The sequence below is a fragment of the Endobacterium panacihumi genome (assembly GCF_050847465.1).
GTDB lineage: Bacteria > Pseudomonadota > Alphaproteobacteria > Rhizobiales > Rhizobiaceae > Neorhizobium > Neorhizobium panacihumi.
In genome coordinates this window covers 385921-404905 of the sequence record NZ_JBOZRA010000001.1, presented here as the reverse complement: position 1 = coordinate 404905, position 18985 = coordinate 385921, and the positions used below count along the sequence as shown (strand labels likewise).

Annotated in this window: 16 protein-coding genes; 6 read left to right on the top strand and 10 right to left on the bottom strand. The window is 60.3% G+C overall.

From position 1 onward, the window contains the following. Nucleotides 1-50 precede the first annotated feature (50 nt). Both ACRQ1B_RS01895 and ACRQ1B_RS01890 read left to right on the top strand, forming a co-directional pair. Nucleotides 51-1271 carry a lytic murein transglycosylase gene (locus tag ACRQ1B_RS01895; RefSeq protein WP_432291979.1) on the top strand — a complete coding sequence of 407 codons (1221 nt, stop codon included), beginning with the start codon at nt 51-53 and terminating at the stop codon, nt 1269-1271. 89 nt (nt 1272-1360) lie between these two features. Next, on the top strand, nt 1361-2602 hold the full coding sequence (locus ACRQ1B_RS01890) for an SGNH/GDSL hydrolase family protein (protein WP_432291978.1): 1242 nt from the start codon (nt 1361-1363) through the stop codon (nt 2600-2602). Here ACRQ1B_RS01890 and ACRQ1B_RS01885 read toward each other — a convergent pair. From ACRQ1B_RS01885 to gltB, 4 genes are all read right to left on the bottom strand, one after another. Beyond that, nucleotides 2586-3056 (bottom strand): hypothetical protein, encoded by a 471-nt coding sequence (locus ACRQ1B_RS01885; protein WP_432291977.1) that lies wholly within the window; start codon nt 3054-3056, stop codon nt 2586-2588. The genes ACRQ1B_RS01890 and ACRQ1B_RS01885 overlap by 17 nt on opposite strands. 107 nt (nt 3057-3163) lie before the next feature. After that, nucleotides 3164-4618, bottom strand: a complete 1455-nt coding sequence (locus tag ACRQ1B_RS01880; protein WP_432291976.1) for a glutamate synthase subunit beta — start codon at nt 4616-4618, stop codon at nt 3164-3166. 51 nt (nt 4619-4669) lie between these two features. Then, on the bottom strand, nt 4670-4918 hold the full coding sequence (locus tag ACRQ1B_RS01875; protein WP_432291975.1) for a hypothetical protein: 249 nt from the start codon (nt 4916-4918) through the stop codon (nt 4670-4672). 53 nt (nt 4919-4971) lie between these two features. Next, nucleotides 4972-9699: a glutamate synthase large subunit gene (gltB, locus tag ACRQ1B_RS01870; RefSeq protein WP_432291974.1), complete on the bottom strand. Its 4728-nt coding sequence runs from the start codon at nt 9697-9699 to the stop codon at nt 4972-4974. 509 nt (nt 9700-10208) lie between these two features. Between gltB and ACRQ1B_RS01865 the strand changes: the two genes are divergently transcribed. Continuing rightward, the gene (locus ACRQ1B_RS01865) at nt 10209-11261 is read left to right on the top strand and encodes a threonine aldolase family protein (RefSeq protein ID WP_432291973.1); all 1053 of its coding nucleotides are present in this window, start codon (nt 10209-10211) and stop codon (nt 11259-11261) included. 86 nt (nt 11262-11347) lie between these two features. Here ACRQ1B_RS01865 and ACRQ1B_RS01860 read toward each other — a convergent pair whose 3' ends face one another. Next, on the bottom strand, nt 11348-12190 hold the full coding sequence (locus ACRQ1B_RS01860) for a LysR family transcriptional regulator (RefSeq protein ID WP_432291972.1): 843 nt from the start codon (nt 12188-12190) through the stop codon (nt 11348-11350). Between the two features lie 99 nt (nt 12191-12289). Between ACRQ1B_RS01860 and ACRQ1B_RS01855 the strand changes: the two genes are divergently transcribed. Continuing rightward, a complete protein-coding gene (locus tag ACRQ1B_RS01855) occupies nt 12290-13291 on the top strand; it encodes a bile acid:sodium symporter family protein (RefSeq protein ID WP_432291971.1) in 1002 nt (333 codons plus the stop codon). Between the two features lie 21 nt (nt 13292-13312). Here the strand turns inward: ACRQ1B_RS01855 and mazF are convergent, their stop codons facing one another. From mazF to ACRQ1B_RS01840, 3 genes are all read right to left on the bottom strand, one after another. Further along, the gene (gene mazF / locus ACRQ1B_RS01850; protein ID WP_432291970.1) at nt 13313-13639 is read right to left on the bottom strand and encodes an endoribonuclease MazF; all 327 of its coding nucleotides are present in this window, start codon (nt 13637-13639) and stop codon (nt 13313-13315) included. Further along, on the bottom strand, nt 13639-13881 hold the full coding sequence (locus ACRQ1B_RS01845) for an AbrB/MazE/SpoVT family DNA-binding domain-containing protein (RefSeq protein WP_432291969.1): 243 nt from the start codon (nt 13879-13881) through the stop codon (nt 13639-13641). The genes mazF and ACRQ1B_RS01845 overlap by 1 nt, the downstream gene beginning before the upstream one ends. Before the next feature lie 151 nt (nt 13882-14032). Further along, entirely contained in the window at nt 14033-14515 is a 483-nt protein-coding gene (locus ACRQ1B_RS01840) for an Hsp20 family protein (RefSeq protein ID WP_432291968.1), read from the bottom strand. Between the two features lie 391 nt (nt 14516-14906). Between ACRQ1B_RS01840 and ACRQ1B_RS01835 the strand changes: the two genes are divergently transcribed. Both ACRQ1B_RS01835 and ACRQ1B_RS01830 read left to right on the top strand, forming a co-directional pair. After that, a complete protein-coding gene (locus tag ACRQ1B_RS01835) occupies nt 14907-16061 on the top strand; it encodes a hypothetical protein (protein WP_432291967.1) in 1155 nt (384 codons plus the stop codon). A gap of 396 nt (nt 16062-16457) precedes the next feature. Then, nucleotides 16458-16715: a DUF982 domain-containing protein gene (locus ACRQ1B_RS01830; protein ID WP_432291966.1), complete on the top strand. Its 258-nt coding sequence runs from the start codon at nt 16458-16460 to the stop codon at nt 16713-16715. 259 nt (nt 16716-16974) lie between these two features. Here the strand turns inward: ACRQ1B_RS01830 and ACRQ1B_RS01825 are convergent, their stop codons facing one another. Together ACRQ1B_RS01825 and ACRQ1B_RS01820 are read right to left on the bottom strand one after the other, a co-directional pair. After that, nucleotides 16975-18327 carry a sensor histidine kinase gene (locus ACRQ1B_RS01825; protein WP_432291965.1) on the bottom strand — a complete coding sequence of 451 codons (1353 nt, stop codon included), beginning with the start codon at nt 18325-18327 and terminating at the stop codon, nt 16975-16977. After that, nucleotides 18324-18983 carry a response regulator transcription factor gene (locus tag ACRQ1B_RS01820; RefSeq protein WP_432291964.1) on the bottom strand — a complete coding sequence of 220 codons (660 nt, stop codon included), beginning with the start codon at nt 18981-18983 and terminating at the stop codon, nt 18324-18326. Before ACRQ1B_RS01820 ends, ACRQ1B_RS01825 begins: the two co-directional genes overlap by 4 nt. Nucleotides 18984-18985 lie beyond the last annotated feature (2 nt).

Sequence of the window (18985 nt, the reverse complement as noted above, 5' to 3'; positions counted from 1 at the left end):
CGCCATCACCGGTGAAAACCCTGACTGGAAGAACAACGGATACGCCGTCCATGACTATGACTCGCCCCCGTCGCTTTCAAGCGCTCGCTCTCTCGATGATCGCAGGCATGACGCTCGCGGTCACTCCGATACATGCTCAGGCAGACCAAGGTTTCAAGGCTTTTGTCGCAAATTTCTATGAGACGGCAGCCAAGAGCGGCATTACCCGCTCGACCTATAACAAGGCTTTTGCGGGCATCAGCACGCCCGATCAGGACGTGCTGCAGAAGGCGCAGTACCAGCCCGAATTCAAGTCGAAGATCTGGGATTATCTCGACAGCCGCGTGAACCCCTATACAGTCAAGATCGGTCGCGAGATGAAGGCGCGTCATGGCCGCCTGCTCAACGCCATCGAACGACAGTTCGGCGTCGATCAGCATATCGTTCTCGCCATCTGGTCGATGGAATCCAATTACGGCGCCGCACTCGAAAACCCGGAACGCCTGCACCACGTGCCGCAGGCGCTGGCCACGCTCGCCTGGGCCGACCCGAAGCGCTCCAAATTCGGCCGCACCCAGCTGATCGCCGCGCTGAAAATCCTGCAGGCCGGTGACGTCACACCAAAACAGTTGACCGGTTCCTGGGCTGGCGCCATGGGCCACACGCAGTTCATCCCGACCAGCTATCTGCTCTATGCGGTCGATGCAGATGGCAATGGCAAGCGCGACATCTGGCATTCGGTGCCGGATGCGCTCGCCACCGCCGCCAACCTGTTGGCCAAGAACGGCTGGACCTCGGGCAAGACCTGGGGTTACGAAGCTGCCCTGCCGGCCGGTGCCGCCAAATATGAAGGCCAGACCAAGACGATTGCGCAATGGGCAGCGCTTGGCTTCACCCGCCCCAACGGCAAGGGTTTTCCGCGCGGGGGTGATCGCGCCACGCTGAAGCTGATGGCAGGCTCCGACGGCCCGGCTTTCCTGATGATGAAAAACTTCTTCACCATCAAGAAATACAACGCCGCTGACAGTTACGCGCTGGCCGTTGGCCTTCTGGCCGACCAGATCGCCGGTTACGGCGGCATGCAGCAACGCTGGCCGCGTCCGCAAGGTACGCTCGACATCACCGAAAAGTTCGAGCTGCAGTCGCGCATGAAGGAACTCGGTTATTACGACGGCGAAGTCGACGGCAATTTCGGCTCCGGCTCGAAAGCCGCCATTTCCGCGATCCAGAAACGCCTCGGCATGCAGCAGGATGGCGAGCCCTCGCATTCGCTGTTGAAGGCGATCCGCTGACATCACGATGCCATCATTATGATCGCATCGTTGACTCTGGAACCGGGCTGCGGTCCACTCGCGGCCCGGAAGAAATGGACGGCAGGGACATGAAGGCTGCACGGCTCCCCCTTGGCAAACGACTGAAGGTTTTTGGTGCGCGTGCCATTCTCGTGGTGACGGTCGTCATCATCGCCCTGCCGGAATTTGTCGCGCCTGTCGCCGCGCAGGAACGGCGTTATTATCTGGACGAACCCCGCCGTTATGAGCGCCCGCAGCGCCGCACCCTGATGGACATGTTTTTTGGTGACCGTCGCCGGCGCGATCCGTCGATGATAGAGATGGAACCGCGCCGCAAACGACGGGCGGCCCCTGCCTCGACACCGCGTCGCCCTGTTCGCACCGCACCGGCCGCGCCGGTAATTGCCGCCGAGCCGAAGCCTGAACCCGTGCAGAAGCTGGAAAATGCCAAGAAGGTATTGGTCGTCGGAGATTTTCTGGCCGGCCGCCTGGCCGGTGGCCTTGAAGCCGCCTTTGCCGAAAATCCCGGTGTCCTTGTCGTCAATCACGGCGAGACCGCATCCGGTCTCGTGCGTCAGGACCACTACGACTGGCCACAGGCACTGCCCGAACTGATCGCCAACGAAAAACCATCACTCGTTGTTGTCATGATCGGCGCCAATGACCGACAGCAGATCGACAGCAATGACGCGCGCGAAAAATTCCGCACCGAACGCTGGTTCGAGATCTACAAGCAACGCGTCAACGAATTCGGCCAGATTGCCCGCGACCACGACCTGCCATTGTTGTGGGTGGGCCTGCCGGCCTTCCAATCCGCCTCGATGACCGCGGATGCGGTCACACTCAACACCATCTTCCGCACCCAGGCCGAAGAGATCGGCGGCGAGTTCGTCGATATCTGGGACGGTTTTGTCGACGAGGACGGGAAATTCATCGTCACCGGTTCGGACGTGAACGGCCAGCAGGTGCGCCTGCGCAGTTCCGACGGCATCAACATGACCGAGGCCGGCCGCCGCAAGCTGGCTTTCTACGTGGAAAAGGTCATCCGCCGTCATCTCGGCGATGTTCCACCGGCCGAAATGGTCAATCTCGACGGCAGCAACCTGCCGGCTTTGCCCGTGCTTCCAGGCACGCCGATGGCTGCCATCGTCTCCACCCAGCCGATTGCACTCTCTGACCCTGACCTCGACGGCGGCAAGGACCTGCTCGGTGCCAGCGCCCCTGCCCCGGCCTTGAGCCAATCTCCACGCGACCTTCTGGTGACACGGGGCGAACTGCCGGAAGCGCCTGCGGGTCGCGTCGATGATTACCGGATCAAGGCGACGCAGTAATCAGGGCCCGCGCTCTGGCAGAAACGGCAGCGTGATCAACCTTGTCGATGAACGCCTGCGCGCGTGGAATGACGTCATGCAGATACTGATCCGGTCCCAGCATCTTGCGGCTGTTCAACTCAGCTGTATCGAGCAGATCGAAATCGACCGTCTCGATTGAGCAACTCCAGCCCGGATATCGTTTCGACCAGCCCTTGGCATGATGCGCCAGCAACCGTTTGCGCAACGAGTATCCATGATAGTCGAAGACGACCGTTCCATCGGTCACATAGGCATGCCCACCGGCAAACTCTTCAGAAGGAATGATGCGCTCGGCATAAAAGCCGGGCAATGGTGGATTGCGCAGAAAAGTGCCGGCCAGCAATGCGCAGGCGCCGTGACCGAAGAAGATGCGATCGGGCAAAGCCCATCGCCTTTCCGGGTTTTTCTTGATGCCTTGCTTGAGAATGTACATGGCAACGAAGCTGCGGTGATTCCGCTTTTCCGTCAAACGATGACGGCAGCAAAAAGCCCCCTCGCGGTAAGCGAGAGGGCCGATATTCGATAACGAAGCGACTGTGCTTAGCGCGGCAGAACCGACGAACCCATCAGCGCCTCATCGACCGCACGCGCCGCCTGGCGGCCCTCGCGGATAGCCCAGACGACCAGCGACTGGCCACGACGCACGTCGCCGGCGACATAGAGCTTGTCGATCGAGGTCTTGTAGTCACGCTCATTGGCAACGACGTTGGTCGAGCCACGGCGGTCGGTGTTCAGTTCGAGCTTGCCTTCCAGTTCCGAAAGAACACCCGTCGTCATCGGGCCGGAAAAGCCGATGGCGATGAAGGCGAGATCGGCCTTGATGATAAAATCCGTGCCGGCAATCGGCTTGCGGCGTTCATCCACCTGGCAGCAGCGCACACCGGTCAGCATGCCGTCTTCGCCGACGAATTCGAGCGTTGCCACCTGAAACTCGCGGTTGGCGCCTTCGGCCTGCGAAGACGAGGTGCGCATCTTGGTCGCCCAGAACGGCCAGACGGCGAGCTTGTCTTCCTTTTCCGGCGGCATCGGGCGGATGTCGAGCTGGGTCACTTTGACTGCGCCCTGACGGAAAGCAGTGCCGACGCAGTCCGACGCCGTATCGCCACCGCCGACAACCACGACATGCTTGGCACCGGCAAGGATTGGTTCTGCCGGCCAGCCCGTGCTGTCGATGTTTTCGCGGCCGACGCGACGGTTCTGCTGCACCAGATAAGGCATGGCATCATAGACGCCGTGCAGTTCGACACCGGGAATACCGGCCGGACGCGGGGTTTCCGAACCGCCGCAATAGATGACGGCGTCATGTTCGGCCATCAGCTCTTCGGTCGGCTTGTCGACGCCGACATTGACGCCGTAATGGAAGGTGACGCCTTCGCCGGTCATCTGCTCGACGCGGCGATCGATAAAGTTCTTTTCCATCTTGAAGTCCGGGATGCCGTAACGCAGCAGGCCGCCGGCCTTCGTCTCGCGCTCATAGACATGGACTTCGTGACCGGCGCGGGCGAGCTGCTGTGCAGCCGCCATGCCGGCCGGGCCGGAGCCGATGATCGCCACCTTCTTGCCGGTCTTCACCGTTGCCGGCTGCGGCACGATGTAACCCAGTTCATAGGCCTTGTCGGCAATCGCCTGTTCGATCGTCTTGATCGCAACCGGTGCATCTTCAAGGTTCAGTGTGCAGGCTTCCTCGCAAGGTGCGGGGCAGACACGGCCGGTGAATTCCGGAAAGTTGTTGGTGGAATGGAGGTTGCGGATCGCCTCTTCCCACTTGTTGTTATAGACCAGATCGTTCCAGTCGGGGATCTGGTTATGCACCGGACAGCCGGTCGGGCCGTGGCAATAGGGGATGCCACAGTCCATGCAGCGGGCCGCCTGTTTGGTGACCTCGGCATCCGACATGGGGATGGTGAACTCGCGGAAATGGCGAATGCGGTCGGAGGCCGGCTGGTACTTTGCCACCTGCCGGTCGATTTCCATGAAACCCGTTACCTTGCCCATGCTTTTTCCTTTATCTGAACCGTCTGGACCACTCGTTTCGGGGTGGTCAGGTCAATCTTTGTCCCACTTGGGGATCTCTTTTGGCCAAGTCCCGTCTTTCCATTCAACAAATGGATTGAACCGAGCCCATAACTCTTCCCTCGCCCACTCTTCTCCGGGAAAGATCGAGATCAGACCGTCTCGATCCTGGAGAAGTTCAACCTCTTCCCCCACCAAGAAGAACTCTTCGGGAATGACGACCATCCGAACACCGTCTTTTCGGATGATCTTGCTTCTCATGTTGTGCGATACGGCAGACATCGGCACCTCCATCATCAGATTATCTCTGATACCATAAGGCGCTGACAGTCGAACTACTCCGCAGCCACGCCCATCCGCATGCGTTCCATTTCCTCAAGCGCACGGCGATATTCGACCGGCATGACCTTGCGGAATTTTGGACGGTACTCGCCCCAGCGATCCAGGATTTCCTTGGCGCGGGTGGAGCCCGTGTAGTGCATGTGGTTGGAGATCAGCTGGTAGAGACGCTCCTCGTCGTGGCGGGTCATGTCTTCCGACACGTCGACGCGGCCCTTGTGCTGGATGTCGCCGCCACGATGGTGCAGCTTTTCCAGCATGTCGTCTTCTTCCGGCACCGGCTCCAGCTCGACCATGGCCATGTTGCAGCGCTTGGCGAAGTCACCAACTTCATCCAGCACGTAAGCCACGCCACCCGACATGCCGGCTGCAAAGTTGCGGCCGGTTTCGCCGAGAACAACGACAATGCCGCCGGTCATATATTCGCAGCCGTGGTCACCCACGCCCTCGACGACCGCGATGGCACCCGAGTTACGAACCGAGAAACGTTCACCGGCAACGCCGCGGAAATAACATTCGCCCGAGGTCGCACCGTAGAGCACGGTATTGCCGACGATGATCGAGTTTTCGGCGACGATCTTGGAGTTTTCCGGCGGGCGCACGATGATGCGGCCACCCGAAAGACCCTTGCCGACATAGTCGTTACCGTCACCGACGAGATCGAAGGTGATGCCGCGTGCGAGGAAAGCGCCGAACGACTGGCCGGCGGTACCCGTCAAGGTCACGCGGATCGTGTCGTCCTTCAGGCCCTTTTCGTTCCAGCGCTTGGCCAGTTCACCGGAGAGCATGGCACCGGCCGAACGGTCGACGTTCTTGATCGAGGCTTCAAAAACCACCGGCTCCTTGTTTTCCAAGGCGGGCATGGCCTTTTCGATCAGCTTGCGATCGAGAATGTCGTCGATCGGATGTTTCTGGCGCTCGGTCCAGTAGGTGGCTTCCTTCGGCGCGTCCACCTTGTGGAAGATCTTCGAGAAATCGAGACCCTTGGACTTCCAGTGGTCGAGCATCTCGTCCTTGGCCAGGAAATCCGAAGAACCGATGATCTCGTCGAGCCTGGTGAAACCGAGCGAGGCGAGGATTTCGCGCACTTCTTCGGCCACGAAGAAGAAGTAGTTGATGACGTGTTCCGGCGTGCCCTTGAAGCGCTTGCGCAGAACCGGGTCCTGCGTGGCCACGCCGACAGGGCAGGTGTTCAGATGGCACTTGCGCATCATGATGCAGCCGGCAGCGATGACCGGAGCCGTGGCGAAACCGAACTCGTCGGCACCCAGAAGCGCACCGATGATGACGTCACGGCCGGTCTTCAGGCCACCATCCACCTGCAGCGCGATGCGCGAACGCAGACCGTTCAGCACCAGCGTCTGCTGGGTTTCGGCAAGGCCGATTTCCCAAGGAGAACCGGCATGTTTGAGCGAGGTGAGCGGCGATGCGCCCGTGCCGCCATCGAAACCGGAGACGGTGATATGATCGGCGCGCGCCTTGGCGACACCGGCGGCAACCGTGCCGACGCCCACTTCCGACACCAGCTTGACGGAAATGTCGGAGGTCGGGTTGACGTTTTTCAGGTCGTAGATCAGCTGCGCCAGATCTTCGATCGAATAGATGTCATGGTGCGGCGGCGGCGAGATGAGGCCGACGCCCGGTGTCGAGTGGCGTGTCTTGGCAACCGTTGCATCAACCTTGTGGCCGGGCAGCTGGCCGCCTTCGCCGGGTTTGGCACCCTGCGCGACCTTGATCTGCAGCATATCGGCATTGACCAGATATTCGGTCGTGACGCCAAAGCGGCCCGAGGCGATCTGCTTGATGGCCGAACGTTCCGGGTTCATCGAACCATCGCGGCGCGGCAGATAACGATCGCTTTCCTCGCCGCCTTCACCTGTATTCGACTTGCCGCCGATCTTGTTCATGGCGATGGCGAGCGTCGTATGGGCTTCGCGCGAAATCGAGCCGAAGGACATGGCGCCGGTGGAGAAACGCTTGACGATATCGACAGCCGCTTCAACCTCGTCGATGGACACCGGCTTGCGGCCAAGCTCTTCCGCCGACTTGATCTTGAACAGGCCGCGGATGGTGTTCATGCGAACGGCCGTGTCGTTGACGATTTCGGCAAACTCGCGGTAGCGGTCCTGGCTGTTGCCACGCACGGCGTGCTGGAGTGTGGCGACGACGTCAGGCGTCCAGGCATGGCTTTCGCCACGCATGCGATAGGCATATTCGCCGCCGATATCGAGCGTCGAGGCAAGGATCGGGTCCTTGCCGAATGCAGACTCGTGGCGACTGGTGGTTTCCTGAGCGATCTCTTCAAGACCGATGCCACCGATCGACGAAGCGGTGCCGAAGAAATACTGTTCGACCAGTTCCGAAGACAGGCCGACGGCATCAAAGATCTGCGCGCCGCAATAGGACTGGTAGGTGGAAATGCCCATCTTGGACATGACCTTGAGGATGCCCTTACCGACAGCCTTGATGTAGCGATAGACCACTTCCTGCGCATCGACTTCCTTGGGGAATTCGCCGCGCATATGCATGTCGGTCAGCGTGTCGAAGGCAAGATACGGGTTGATGGCTTCCGCGCCATAACCGGCGAGACAGCAGAAATGGTGGATTTCGCGCGGCTCGCCGGATTCCACGACGAGACCGACCGAGGTGCGCAGACCCTTGCGGATCAGGTGATGATGCACGGCAGCCGTTGCGAGCAGCGCCGGAATGGCCATGCGGTCCGGGCCAATCTGGCGGTCGGAGAGCACGATGATGTTATAACCGCCCTTGACGGCCGCCTCGGCGCGCTCGCACAGACGATCGAGCATTTCCGGCATGCCTTCGGCACCGCGCTCGATCGCGTAGGTGAAGTCGAGCGTCTTGGTGTCGAAACGGTCTTCCGTGTGGCCGATCGAGCGGATCTTTTCGAGATCGCCGTTCGTCAGGATCGGCTGGCGCACTTCCAGACGCTTGGCGTTGGCCATCCCGTCATGGTCGAGAATGTTCGGACGCGGGCCGATGAAGGACACCAGGCTCATCACCAGTTCTTCGCGGATCGGGTCGATCGGCGGGTTGGTGACCTGCGCAAAGTTCTGCTTGAAATAGGTGTAGAGCAGCTTTGACTTTTCCGACATCGCCGAGATCGGCGTGTCGGTGCCCATCGAGCCCACGGCTTCCTGACCGGTGGTCGCCATCGGCGACATCAGGATCTTTGTGTCCTCGCGGGTGTAACCAAAGGCCTGCTGGCGGTCGAGCAGCGACACGTCACGACGCAGCGCACGCGGTTCAACCGGCTTCAGCTCTTCGAGAATGAGCTGGGTGTTGTCGAGCCACTTGGAATAAGGGTGCTTGGTGGCAAGTTCCGTCTTCAGCTCCTCGTCGGAGATGATCTGGCCCTTTTCCATGTCGATCAGCAGCATCTTGCCCGGCTGCAGGCGCCATTTCTTGACGATGCTTTCTTCCGGCACCGGTAGCGTGCCGGCTTCTGACGCGAGAACGATGCGGTCGTCATCGGTGACAAGATACCGCGCCGGGCGCAGGCCGTTACGGTCGAGCGTCGCGCCGATCTGGCGACCATCGGTGAAGCAGACGGCGGCCGGGCCATCCCACGGCTCCATCAGCGCGGCGTGGTATTCGTAGAACGCCTTGCGCTCCTTCGACATGGACTGGTTGCCCGCCCATGCTTCCGGGATCAGCATCATCATCGCATGCGCCAGCGAATACCCGCCGCGCAGCAGGAATTCCAGCGCGTTGTCGAAACAGGCCGTATCCGACTGGCCTTCGTAGGAGATCGGCCACAGCTTGGAAATATCATCACCGAACAACGGCGAGGAGACGGACGCCTGACGCGCCGCCATCCAGTTGACGTTGCCGCGCAGGGTGTTGATTTCGCCGTTATGGGCAACCATGCGGTAGGGGTGCGCCAGCTTCCACGACGGGAACGTGTTGGTGGAGAAACGCTGATGTACGAGGGCGACGGCGCTTTCGAAACGCGGGTCGGCCAGGTCCGTGTAATAGGCGCCGACCTGATAGGCCAGGAACATGCCCTTGTAGACAATGGTGGTGGAGGACAGCGAGACCGGATAGAAACCCTGGTCGACGCCGCCAAAGGCATCATAGATGCGGTTCGAAATGACCTTTCGGATCAGGAACAGCTTGCGCTCGAAATCCGGGTTGGTCGCGGCATCGCGACCGGCGCCGATGAAGACCTGACAGTGATAGGGTTCGGTGGCAGCGATTTCCGGCGCCTTGGAAAGCGAGGAATTGTCGACCGGCACATCGCGGAAGCCGAGGAACTGCTGGCCCTCTTCGGCGATGACGTCCTTCACCACCTGCTTGTAATGTTCGATCTCTTCCGACTTGCGCGGCATGAACAGGTGGCCGACCGCATATTCGCCGGCCTTCGGCAGGGTCACGCCCTGCTTTGCCATTTCCTCGCGGAAAAAACGGTCGGGGATCTGCACCAGAATGCCGGCACCATCGCCCATCAGCGGATCGGCACCAACAGCGCCGCGATGCGTCAGGTTTTCGAGGATGAACAGGCCGTCTTTGACGATCTGGTGCGACTTCTGACCCTTCATATGCGCGATGAAGCCAACGCCGCAGGCATCATGTTCGTTCTTCGGATCATAAAGACCTTGGCGGCCCGGAATGCCCGAGGCGACAAAAGGAACACTCTCCTCGTTTTTCACGGGCGTGACCGCCTGCAAACCGGAGATGTCGGCAATCGTCTTCGTCATGGTCATTCCTCCTGTTGGCCGCACAGGCGGCAAGGTGGCATTTGTTATTTCTGCAGAACGAGGCACGGGTGTCGCACATCATCCCAAAATTCATGCGACAGTTCTGACGTCATTCCTGGCGTCATGCGACGGCGCCGCCCGGGCGAACCGCGACCTCTTCAAGAGGCAGCATAACCCGGATCGGCGCCAACGTCAGCGGTGAAACCGGCCTATCGCCGACCCGATTTCCCGAAAATAGGACAGTCTTTCTGACCTAATTCTCAATTTATATGCCACAGAAGTGAATGCTCCACAAGTGGCTGAAATACGATTCAAACCGGACAAAACGACACAAGAATGCCGAAACACTATGGCGCAGCGCAATAAAATTACCCAAAAGACCAGATGACATCTTTTAGATTGCGGAGATGTTAGGGCCGCCGCCAAAGCTCTGCTTTTCCGTTGATTGGCGCCGCAAAAACCTTAAGCTCGAAAAAATCTCCCGAACCGCTGCGCATTTTGTAACAGGATTTTCCATGTTTTTCGCATCCGACAACTGGGCCGGCGCCCACCCCGCCATCAACGAACGCCTCTCCAAGGAATCCACGCGCTTCGCCTCCGCCTACGGTTCCAGTGACCTCGACAAGTCGATCGAGGTCCGTTTCAACGAGATCTTCGAGCGGGAAGTCGCTGTGTTTTTCGTCGCGACCGGCACCGCTGCCAATTCGCTGTCGCTTGCGAGCATTGCCCGTGCCGGCGGCCTGACCTTCTGTCATTCGGAAGCGCATATCATTGAGGACGAATGCGGCGCCCCGGACTTCTTTTCCGGCATGCGCATGGTCGCCGTCGAAGGCCCGGACGGCAAGATGCTGCCGGAGAACCTTGTGAGCCGCATTGCCCGTTATCCGCAGGACGCCATTCACCACGGCCGCGCCGCCGCCATCTCGATGACGCAGGCCACCGAGGCCGGCACCGTCTATACGCTCGACGAAATCGACGCGATTGCAAAAATCGCCAAGGATAACGGCCTGCCGCTGCATATGGATGGCGCCCGTTTTGCCAACGCCCTTATGGCGCTCGGCTGCACGTCGGCTGAGATGACATGGAAGCGCGGCGTCGACGTCCTGTCCTTCGGCGGCACCAAGAACGGCTGCTGGTGCGCCGAGGCGATCGTCTTTTTCGATCCGCAACTTGCCAAGGACTTTGCCTTCCTGCGCAAGCGCACCGCGCAGCTTTTCTCCAAATCGCGCTTCATCGCCGCCCAGTTCGATGCCTATCTGAAGGACGACCTGTGGCTGGGCCTTGCCGGCCACGCCAACGAGATGGCCAACCGACTGCGCGCCGGCTTCGGCTCGCTCAACAGCGCCCGCCTCGCCTGGCCGACACAGGCTAACGAAGTTTTTGCCATCCTGCCGAAATCCTCCGCCAAGGCGGCACAGGAAAAGGGCGCGAAGTTTTATGACTGGCTGGAACCGCGCGACATGCCGGAAAAGGTGGCCGGTGATGAAGTGCTGATCCGCATGGTGACGAGCTTCGCGACGACGGAAGAAGACGTCGACCAGTTCCTGTCGATCTGCGCTTCGGCTTGAACAATGATGTCAGAGGATGCGGCTTGCCTCTTCTCCCCGTCATGACGGGGAGAAGGACACCCGCCTCGACCTTCGCCTCCCCCCACTCACGGCACAATGCGCGCCGTGATCAAACTCGATACCGCCTCCACCAGCGCCGCATCGGCCCCACGCCGCGGCACCAGCACGAATTCGATATCCTCCAGATCCGGCAGACGCCCCGGCGCGATCTCCCGCAAACCTGCCGGCGCCATGCTGCGCGGCTGCACCAGCACACCCATGCCGGCTCGCGCCGCAGCCGTCAGGCCGGAAAGACTGCCGCAGGTGCAGACGATCCGCCACGCAATATTGTTCTGATCCAGCGCCTGCTGTGCCACTTTTCGGGTAATGCTCGGCGGCGGAAAGGCGATCAGTGGCACGACATCGACCCGCGACAGGACATCGGCATCCCGCGCCAGCCAGACCAGCGGCTCGCGATAAAGCAGCCGCCCGTGCGTTTCACCGATATGCCGTTTGGCCAGAACCAGATCGAGTTCACCCACCTCCTGCATCTGGAACAACACGCCGCTCAATGCGACTGTCAACTCAAGATCCACCCACGGATGCAAACGGCTGAAATCCTCCAGAATGGCAGTCAACCGATTGGCGACCACATCCTCGGAAACACCCAGCCGCAAACGCCCGCGCAGACGGCTTTCACCAAACAGCGACGCCACCTTGCCATTCAAATCCAGCATGCCGCGCGCATAACCGAGCAGCGCTTCGCCATCCACCGTCAGCCGCACCTGATGTGTGTCGCGCTGCACCAGTTGCCGACCGAGCGATTTTTCCAGCCGCTGGATATGCTGGCTGATCGTCGATTGCCCGATACCCAGACGCTCAGCCGCAGCGGTAAAGCTGCCGGCCTGTTGCAACATCACAAAGCTTTCGAGATGATGGAGATTGAGCACGCCTATCCTGCTTCGTGATAACTGTTAATTCTTGCATCGCGCATCATGATAAGGGAAGACGCTCTACAATCGAAGAAAAATCAGTGTTAGGGAATATCCATGAGCCGCTTCATGCCGGACCGTTTCACGATCATGCTGGTCTGCGCGGTCATCCTCGCCTCCTTCCTGCCGATTTCAGGTGAGCCCGCCTACTGGTTCGGCATCGCCACCGACATCGCCATCGGCCTGCTGTTTTTCCTGCATGGCGCCCGCCTGTCGCGCGAAGTCGTGGTCGGCGGCCTGCTGCACTGGCGCCTGCATCTCACCATTCTCGCCACCACCTTCGTGATCTTCCCGCTGCTTGGTCTGGCCATCGGATTTCTGCCGGAAAGCATTTTGCCCGCCCCGCTTTACGCCGGCATCCTGTTCCTCTGCGTTCTGCCATCCACCGTGCAGTCGTCGATCGCGTTCACCTCCATGGCCAACGGCAACGTGCCTGCGGCGATCGTGTCGGCTTCCGGCTCTAACCTGTTTGGCATGTTCCTGACGCCGATCCTCGCCGGCCTCGTGATGTCGACGACGGGCGAAGGCGGCGGCGTGTCGGCCGATGCCATCGAAAAGATCGCGCTGCAGCTGCTCGCCCCCTTCGTCATCGGCCAGCTTCTGCAGCCCTTCATCGGCAACTGGATCCGTGCGCGCAAAAAACTGCTGGCGCCGGTCGATCGCGGCGGCATCCTGATGGTGGTTTATCTGGCCTTCTCGACCGCTGTCATCGAAGGCATCTGGCGCACGTTCTCGCTCACCGACATCGCCGCCGTCATCGTGACGGACATGGTGCTGCTGGCGGTCGTCATCGTCATCACCATGTATGGTAGCCGCCTGCTCGGCTTCTCCAAAGAAGACGAGATCGCCATCACCTTCTGCGGTTCGAAAAAATCGCTGGCTTCGGGCGTGCCGATGGCCAATGCCATCTTCGCCGGCCAGTCCTCAGCGATCGGCGCCATCGTTTTGCCGATCATGCTGTTCCACCAGATCCAGCTGATGGTCTGCGCCGTGCTGGCGCAGAAATACGCACAGCGCAAGGTGAAGGTGGAAGACAAGAGCGCAACGGCTGCGGCGTGAGGAAGATCGAGGCCTGCCGGGTCAACCGATCAGTTTGGTCGCCATGGCCCGGACCTGCTTCAACGCTACATCTGACGCCCGGCCCTTTGGCTGGGCGTTTCGGCCTTTCCAGTCCAGGCTTTTGATCTGGTCTGCCAACGCAACGCTGCCCTCTTCAAGAATGACTTCGAAAGGGTAGCCCTTGCGCCTGGTTGTCATCGGACAGCACAGCATAAGGCCGAAACGATTGTAACTGGCGGGCGTCAAAACCAGTGCGGGGCGACGCCGGGCTTGCTCGTGTCCTGTCTGCGGCGAAAAATCCAGCCAGACAATGTCACCCGCGTCGGGGACATAACCGGCCACCGGCATCAGAGCAGCTCTCTGCCGACAGGCGCACCAAAATCGATTTCCTCGTGAACATTATCCGGCGTGATAAGGGCGATCATCTCGTCAAGACTTTGATCGTCTTTGTGGAGCGCTTCCACAATCACGCGCCCGTTTTGCGCACTGACATCAACCTCTGCGTCAACCGCAAGATTGGCCGCATCCATGATCTCGTCCGGGATAGGAATGGAAGCGCTGCCGCCTACTTTTTTCACGGTCACACGCATGACAACCTCGCGACTGAAGCATGTCATTGCATAGTAGGCTGCACATCAAATCCCGTCAAACCAAGCAAAACGCCCCCTTGCAGTTGCAAGGGGGCGTCTGTTGGCCATGTGACGTGGAGGTCGTCTTGGGAGGATTTTTGGCCTTAGAAGTTTAGTTGACCTGCGGCTGGCTGATCTGCGCCTCGATGGTCTTCGGGGTATCGACCGGCTCGGCGGCAATCGCAATGCGGCGCGGTTTCATCGCTTCCGGGATGGTGCGCAGAAGATCGATGTGGAGCAGGCCGTTCTTCAGCTGCGCGGTCTGTACCTCGACATGATCGGCCAGCTGGAAACGGCGCTCGAAGGCACGCTTGGCGATGCCGCGATGGAGAAACTCGCTCTTGGAAGCGGCTTCATCCTCGCTCTTTTCACCCTTGACGTGCAGCACATGCGCACGGGCCTCGATGCTCAGTTCCTTTTCGTCGAAACCGGCAACAGCCATGGTGATGCGATAGGTGTTCTCACCGGTCCGCTCGATATTGTAGGGCGGATAGGTCTGTGCCTGATCAGGCTGACCAAGGCTGTCCAGCATGGTGAAAAGGCGGTCGAAACCGACGGTGGAACGATAAAGGGGGGAAAAATCGACGTGACGCATGATGTCCTCTCATGAAGCGACGTGTTGCGGTTTTTTAAGCCGGCATCCCGTTCTGGCGATGCCTGACCTCTCGTTACGGACCCGTCATCGGCGCCCGCAGAACCAAGATGGGAATTGCATTTTCCGGCTTCAAGACCCTTATTTGCGTTTCCTGCATATGCGACTTTTGCGCGAATTTTAGACAGTCCTAAGGCACCACCCGAGAGCCTCACGCGCAGGAAACTATCTGCACATGGCCAGTTTGTCGCAGCCTGACCGCCGTCAATCCATTCCTTGATTGCCAAAAAGCAAATAACCCGTCAGAAAATAAACTATCGTCAAAATTGCAAATGACGGGTTGTCCGGGTGCCTCCGCTCCGGCCGTCTCTGCGATATCGATAGGAACACCACCATGCACTCCGCTCATCGAGCCGGATGGCTCGCCCTCGCTTTGCTTCTCCTCGCTGTCGAACCGGCCGCCGCCCACGTCAAATGGTTCGCGCCCTATATCGTCGGTGCCCCGCCGCAGCCGATCAGCGCGACGCTTACCGATACCTGGTTCTGGGTCGGCATCGCGCTGGTTCTGGTGTTTTTCCTCGCCACCCGCGCCGTCGAAAAATCCAGCGCTGGCGAACGCATTCTGCTCGGCATGGACCGCCTGACCGATCCGCTCTGGACCCGGCTCGACGATTTCGTGCGCTGCGTGGTCGGCGCCTTCTTTATTGCCATCTTTGCGGTCGGCGGCGTCTATCTGACGCCCGACCTGAAAACGCCCTCGGAAATCGTGTCATGGGGCCAGTTGCTGATCGCCATGCTGATCTTCTTCCGCCGAACCCAGCCGCTCGCAGCCGCCGGCATCATTCTGCTCTGGCTGCTGGCGCTGCGCGATTACGACATTTTTCACCTACTCGATTATCTGGCACTTGGCGTCGGTGTCGCCGCCTATCTGGTAATGGAAGCTTCTTCCAACGAGGACTTGAGAAAACACCGGTTTCAGGCGCTGCGCTGGGGTGTGGCGATTGCGCTGATGTGGTCTAGCCTCGAAAAATTCGCCTATCCCGACTGGTTCTATCCGCTGGTGGAGGAAAAGCCGTTTCTCACCTTCGGCATGCCGCGCGACGTGTTTATCCCGATGGCTGGCGTATCGGAATTCACCATGGGTTTTGGCCTGTTGTGGACACCGCTCGTGCGCCGCCTCTCGGCCGTGGCGCTGTTCGTCATCTTCAACGCCGCCGTTTATCCGTTCGGCCGGATCGATCTCATCGGCCACGCGCTGATCATGGCCGTCATCGTGGCGATCGCCGCAGACCATACCCGCGACGTGTTTTTCGTGCCGGGTTTCAAGAAGCTGATGGCGGGCGCGCCGATCGGTATTGCCGCCGCACTGGTGATCTTTGCCTCATCCTATTGGGGCCTGCATATCGCGCTTTATGGCCAGGAAGGCGATGTGGCAGCCATCCACCGCACCACGCATAGTCCCGACCCGGATCATCCGCATCCGACGGAGGCTGCGGATGCGACACCGGTAGCGACGCAGGGTGATGATGGCGCAGAACATAAGCATTGAGGTGGTGCGGCTAACGCCCCGCCGTCTTTTCGGGTGCTGCTGGGGTTCCTTTCTCTGACAGCTGCTCCATATCAGCCTCATCGTCGATTTCTCGGCGGCTGGGAGATGCCTGCGCTCTCGCCTCTGTGCGGAGCCCATTATGGAAGGCAACTCCCGAATGCTCAGCGACGCGCGCCGAACTGAGATCGTTGAAGAGGGCCGACAGGCCGCTATCGACGGCCTCACACCTTTCGCGTGCCCCTATTTCACCGACACCTTCCCAGAGCGTTTTCGTGCATGGTGCGAGGGCTTCTGGTCCATCGGACGGACCAAGCATTGAGTCGAATTTGTGTCTTTTCAGCCTCCGATTTTTTGTAGAATTGCCTCATAGCGACGGAAGATCGCAAGGAAGCAACAATGGACAAGGAGGAGCGACGCTACAGGGCGGAATCGGTAGCGCCGATTTATGTGCGTATTGGTTACGGCTCCTCGGAAACCGTCAAGGGACCAGATGAGGCACTTCATTATTTGATGCAACGCTGGCCGCTCGATCGCGGAACGAAGTACGATTTGGCCGGTATCGCTGTATCCAATGCCGTCGAAAGACGCGCCTCTGCGGAAGCGGCAAAGGAAGCCTTTATCGCAGCGGCGATCGAAGCGCAGGTTTTGGCATAGCTCAACCAATCTCCGATCCCTCCGTGGCGGCTCGATCAAGTCGATTGATCTCGGCGATGATGAGGTCTGATGCCTTGATCAGGTCGCGACGGCGACCGGTCGGTTTCCACCAATTGCGTTGTCGCAATATTGATCGTCGTGCTGCGGCATCCAGCCTTCCGTATCCAACTGGCGCTGGCGTTCGGATAAGGCGTCAGCAAGCGCGGCTCCAACAGCCTGCACATTCATCGCGGGGAGAGGCCAAGCCTTGCCCCGCCCCTCAAGCGGCATCCCCGAACCCCACCGACACCATCAAACCACTGCCCTGCCGGTTCTCGATCGACAGGGCCAGCCCGTAAACCTCGCAGATTTCCTTGACGATCGACAGACCAAAACCGGTGCCGGGCGTCTGGCTGTCCAGCCGCACGCCGCGCTCCGTCATGCTACGGATCTTGTCCGGGTCCACGCCCGGCCCGTCATCGGCGACGACCAGTCGGCCGTCCTTCCAGCCGATACACACTTCGCCTGTCGCCCATTTGACGGCGTTTTCGGTGAGGTTTCCGATCAGTTCGCGCAGATCATGCGCATCGAGCGGCACATTGGGTGGCGCGCCGATCTCCACCGTCCATGTCAGCCCCTCGCCCTTGGGCGTGCGCTGCAGCGTTTTCACCACCTGCCCGACGATCTTTTCGATATCCGCATCGGTCTGGCGCATGTCGGCATTGGCCACGATGCGGCTGCGCGCCAGTTCGTGCTCCACATGGCCACGCATCAGACGCACCAGCTGCTCGATCTCGTCGGCGATCTCGCCCTCGCCGCGCTCGCGCAGGGTCAGCGCATCGTTGGACAGCACGGTGAGCGGCGTTTTCAGCCCATGCGCCAGATCACCGGCCCGCGCCCGCGCCTTGGCCAGCGACTGCGCCTGCGATTCCAGAAGGCGATTGACCGCCGCCTCGACCGGCACGAATTCCACGGGCAGAGCGCCTTCCAATCTGCCGCTGTGGCGCTCGCGAATACGGTCGAGCCCTTTGGTCAGGTCTGCCAGCGGTTTCAGGCCATAAAAAACCTGCACCAGAGACGCGCCGACCAGAAATGCCGCAAGTCCCGCAAGATAAGGCAGGATATCCAGCGCAAAACCACGGCTTGCCTCGTCCAGCGCGCGCGTATCGGACGCTACCGAAATCTGCACCGGCTTCAAACCGGCGGGAGCGCTCACCATGATCTGCCGTTCCAGCACGATCAGCCTTGTGTCGTTCGGCCCTGCCGCTTCATAACGATGCACGGCGCCATCGTCCGGCACGTCTTCCGGGCTGGAAAGGCTGGTGTCCCACAGCGACTCCGAGCGAAACATGGCCGGCGTCGCCGCATCACCGATCTGCCAGTAAAGCCCGCCATAGGCTTCAGTAAACCGCCTGTCCATCAGGCTGAACGGATGTTCGATGCGGCCATCGGCACCAAGGCGGATCGAGCCGGCAATTGTGTTGATATGCCCCTTCAACTCCTCTTCCAGCCGCCGTTCCAGACTGGCGGAAAACATCGAGGTCATGAACAGCGCGGCCAGCGCCAGCGCCAAGGGCACGGCAATCAGCGAGACGAGAAGAAAGCGGACGCGGATCGACAGCGGCCGCTTCATGCGGCACCGATCCGGTAGCCGTAACCACGGCGGGTGGTGATCAGGTCCTTGCCGAATTTCTTGCGCAGCCGCCCGATCAGCACCTCGACGGAATTGCTCTCGCGCTCAAAATCCTGCGCGTAAAGCTGCTCGGTCAGTTCCAGCTGCGAGACATGCCGTTCGGCATTGGCCATCAGATAATGCAGGCAGCGATATTCGAGCGGCGTCAGGTCGGCCGGCTCTCCATCGAGCGATACGGTGCGGCTGCGCGGATCAATTTTCATGCGCCCAGCGGAAAGGACAGGGCTTGCCGTGCCCTGCGAGCGGCGGATGATGGCCCGCAGCCGTGCCAAAAGTTCCGGCATCTGAAACGGTTTTGCGAGATAGTCATCGGCCCCCGCATCGATGCCTTCCACCCGCTCTTCCCAGTTTCCGCGTGCGGTCAGGATCAGCACCGGCAGTTCGCGCTCGGCGGTGCGCCAGCGTTTCAGCACGGAAAGCCCGTCCATGGTCGGAAGGCCGAGATCGAGCACGACGGCAGCGAATTCCTCGCTGTCACCGCGATACCAGCCGCTTTCGCCGTCTTTTTCATGTTCCACCAGATAACCGGCACGCGTCAGGTGATGCGTGATGTCGCGGGCGATCAGCGGGTCGTCTTCAACAAGCAGAATGCGCATGG

Coding starts and splice junctions, on each gene's coding strand:
- ACRQ1B_RS01895 (WP_432291979.1), top strand. CDS start 51: ATGACTATGACTCGCCCCCGTCGCTTTCAAGCGCTCGCTCTCTCGATG.
- ACRQ1B_RS01890 (WP_432291978.1), top strand. CDS start 1,361: ATGAAGGCTGCACGGCTCCCCCTTGGCAAACGACTGAAGGTTTTTGGT.
- ACRQ1B_RS01885 (WP_432291977.1), bottom strand. CDS start 3,056: ATGTACATTCTCAAGCAAGGCATCAAGAAAAACCCGGAAAGGCGATGG.
- ACRQ1B_RS01880 (WP_432291976.1), bottom strand. CDS start 4,618: ATGGGCAAGGTAACGGGTTTCATGGAAATCGACCGGCAGGTGGCAAAG.
- ACRQ1B_RS01875 (WP_432291975.1), bottom strand. CDS start 4,918: ATGTCTGCCGTATCGCACAACATGAGAAGCAAGATCATCCGAAAAGAC.
- gltB (WP_432291974.1), bottom strand. CDS start 9,699: ATGACCATGACGAAGACGATTGCCGACATCTCCGGTTTGCAGGCGGTC.
- ACRQ1B_RS01865 (WP_432291973.1), top strand. CDS start 10,209: ATGTTTTTCGCATCCGACAACTGGGCCGGCGCCCACCCCGCCATCAAC.
- ACRQ1B_RS01855 (WP_432291971.1), top strand. CDS start 12,290: ATGAGCCGCTTCATGCCGGACCGTTTCACGATCATGCTGGTCTGCGCG.
- mazF (WP_432291970.1), bottom strand. CDS start 13,639: ATGCCGGTGGCCGGTTATGTCCCCGACGCGGGTGACATTGTCTGGCTG.
- ACRQ1B_RS01845 (WP_432291969.1), bottom strand. CDS start 13,881: ATGCGTGTGACCGTGAAAAAAGTAGGCGGCAGCGCTTCCATTCCTATC.
- ACRQ1B_RS01840 (WP_432291968.1), bottom strand. CDS start 14,515: ATGCGTCACGTCGATTTTTCCCCCCTTTATCGTTCCACCGTCGGTTTC.
- ACRQ1B_RS01835 (WP_432291967.1), top strand. CDS start 14,907: ATGCACTCCGCTCATCGAGCCGGATGGCTCGCCCTCGCTTTGCTTCTC.
- ACRQ1B_RS01830 (WP_432291966.1), top strand. CDS start 16,458: ATGGACAAGGAGGAGCGACGCTACAGGGCGGAATCGGTAGCGCCGATT.
- ACRQ1B_RS01825 (WP_432291965.1), bottom strand. CDS start 18,327: ATGAAGCGGCCGCTGTCGATCCGCGTCCGCTTTCTTCTCGTCTCGCTG.
- ACRQ1B_RS01820 (WP_432291964.1), bottom strand. CDS start 18,983: ATGCGCATTCTGCTTGTTGAAGACGACCCGCTGATCGCCCGCGACATC.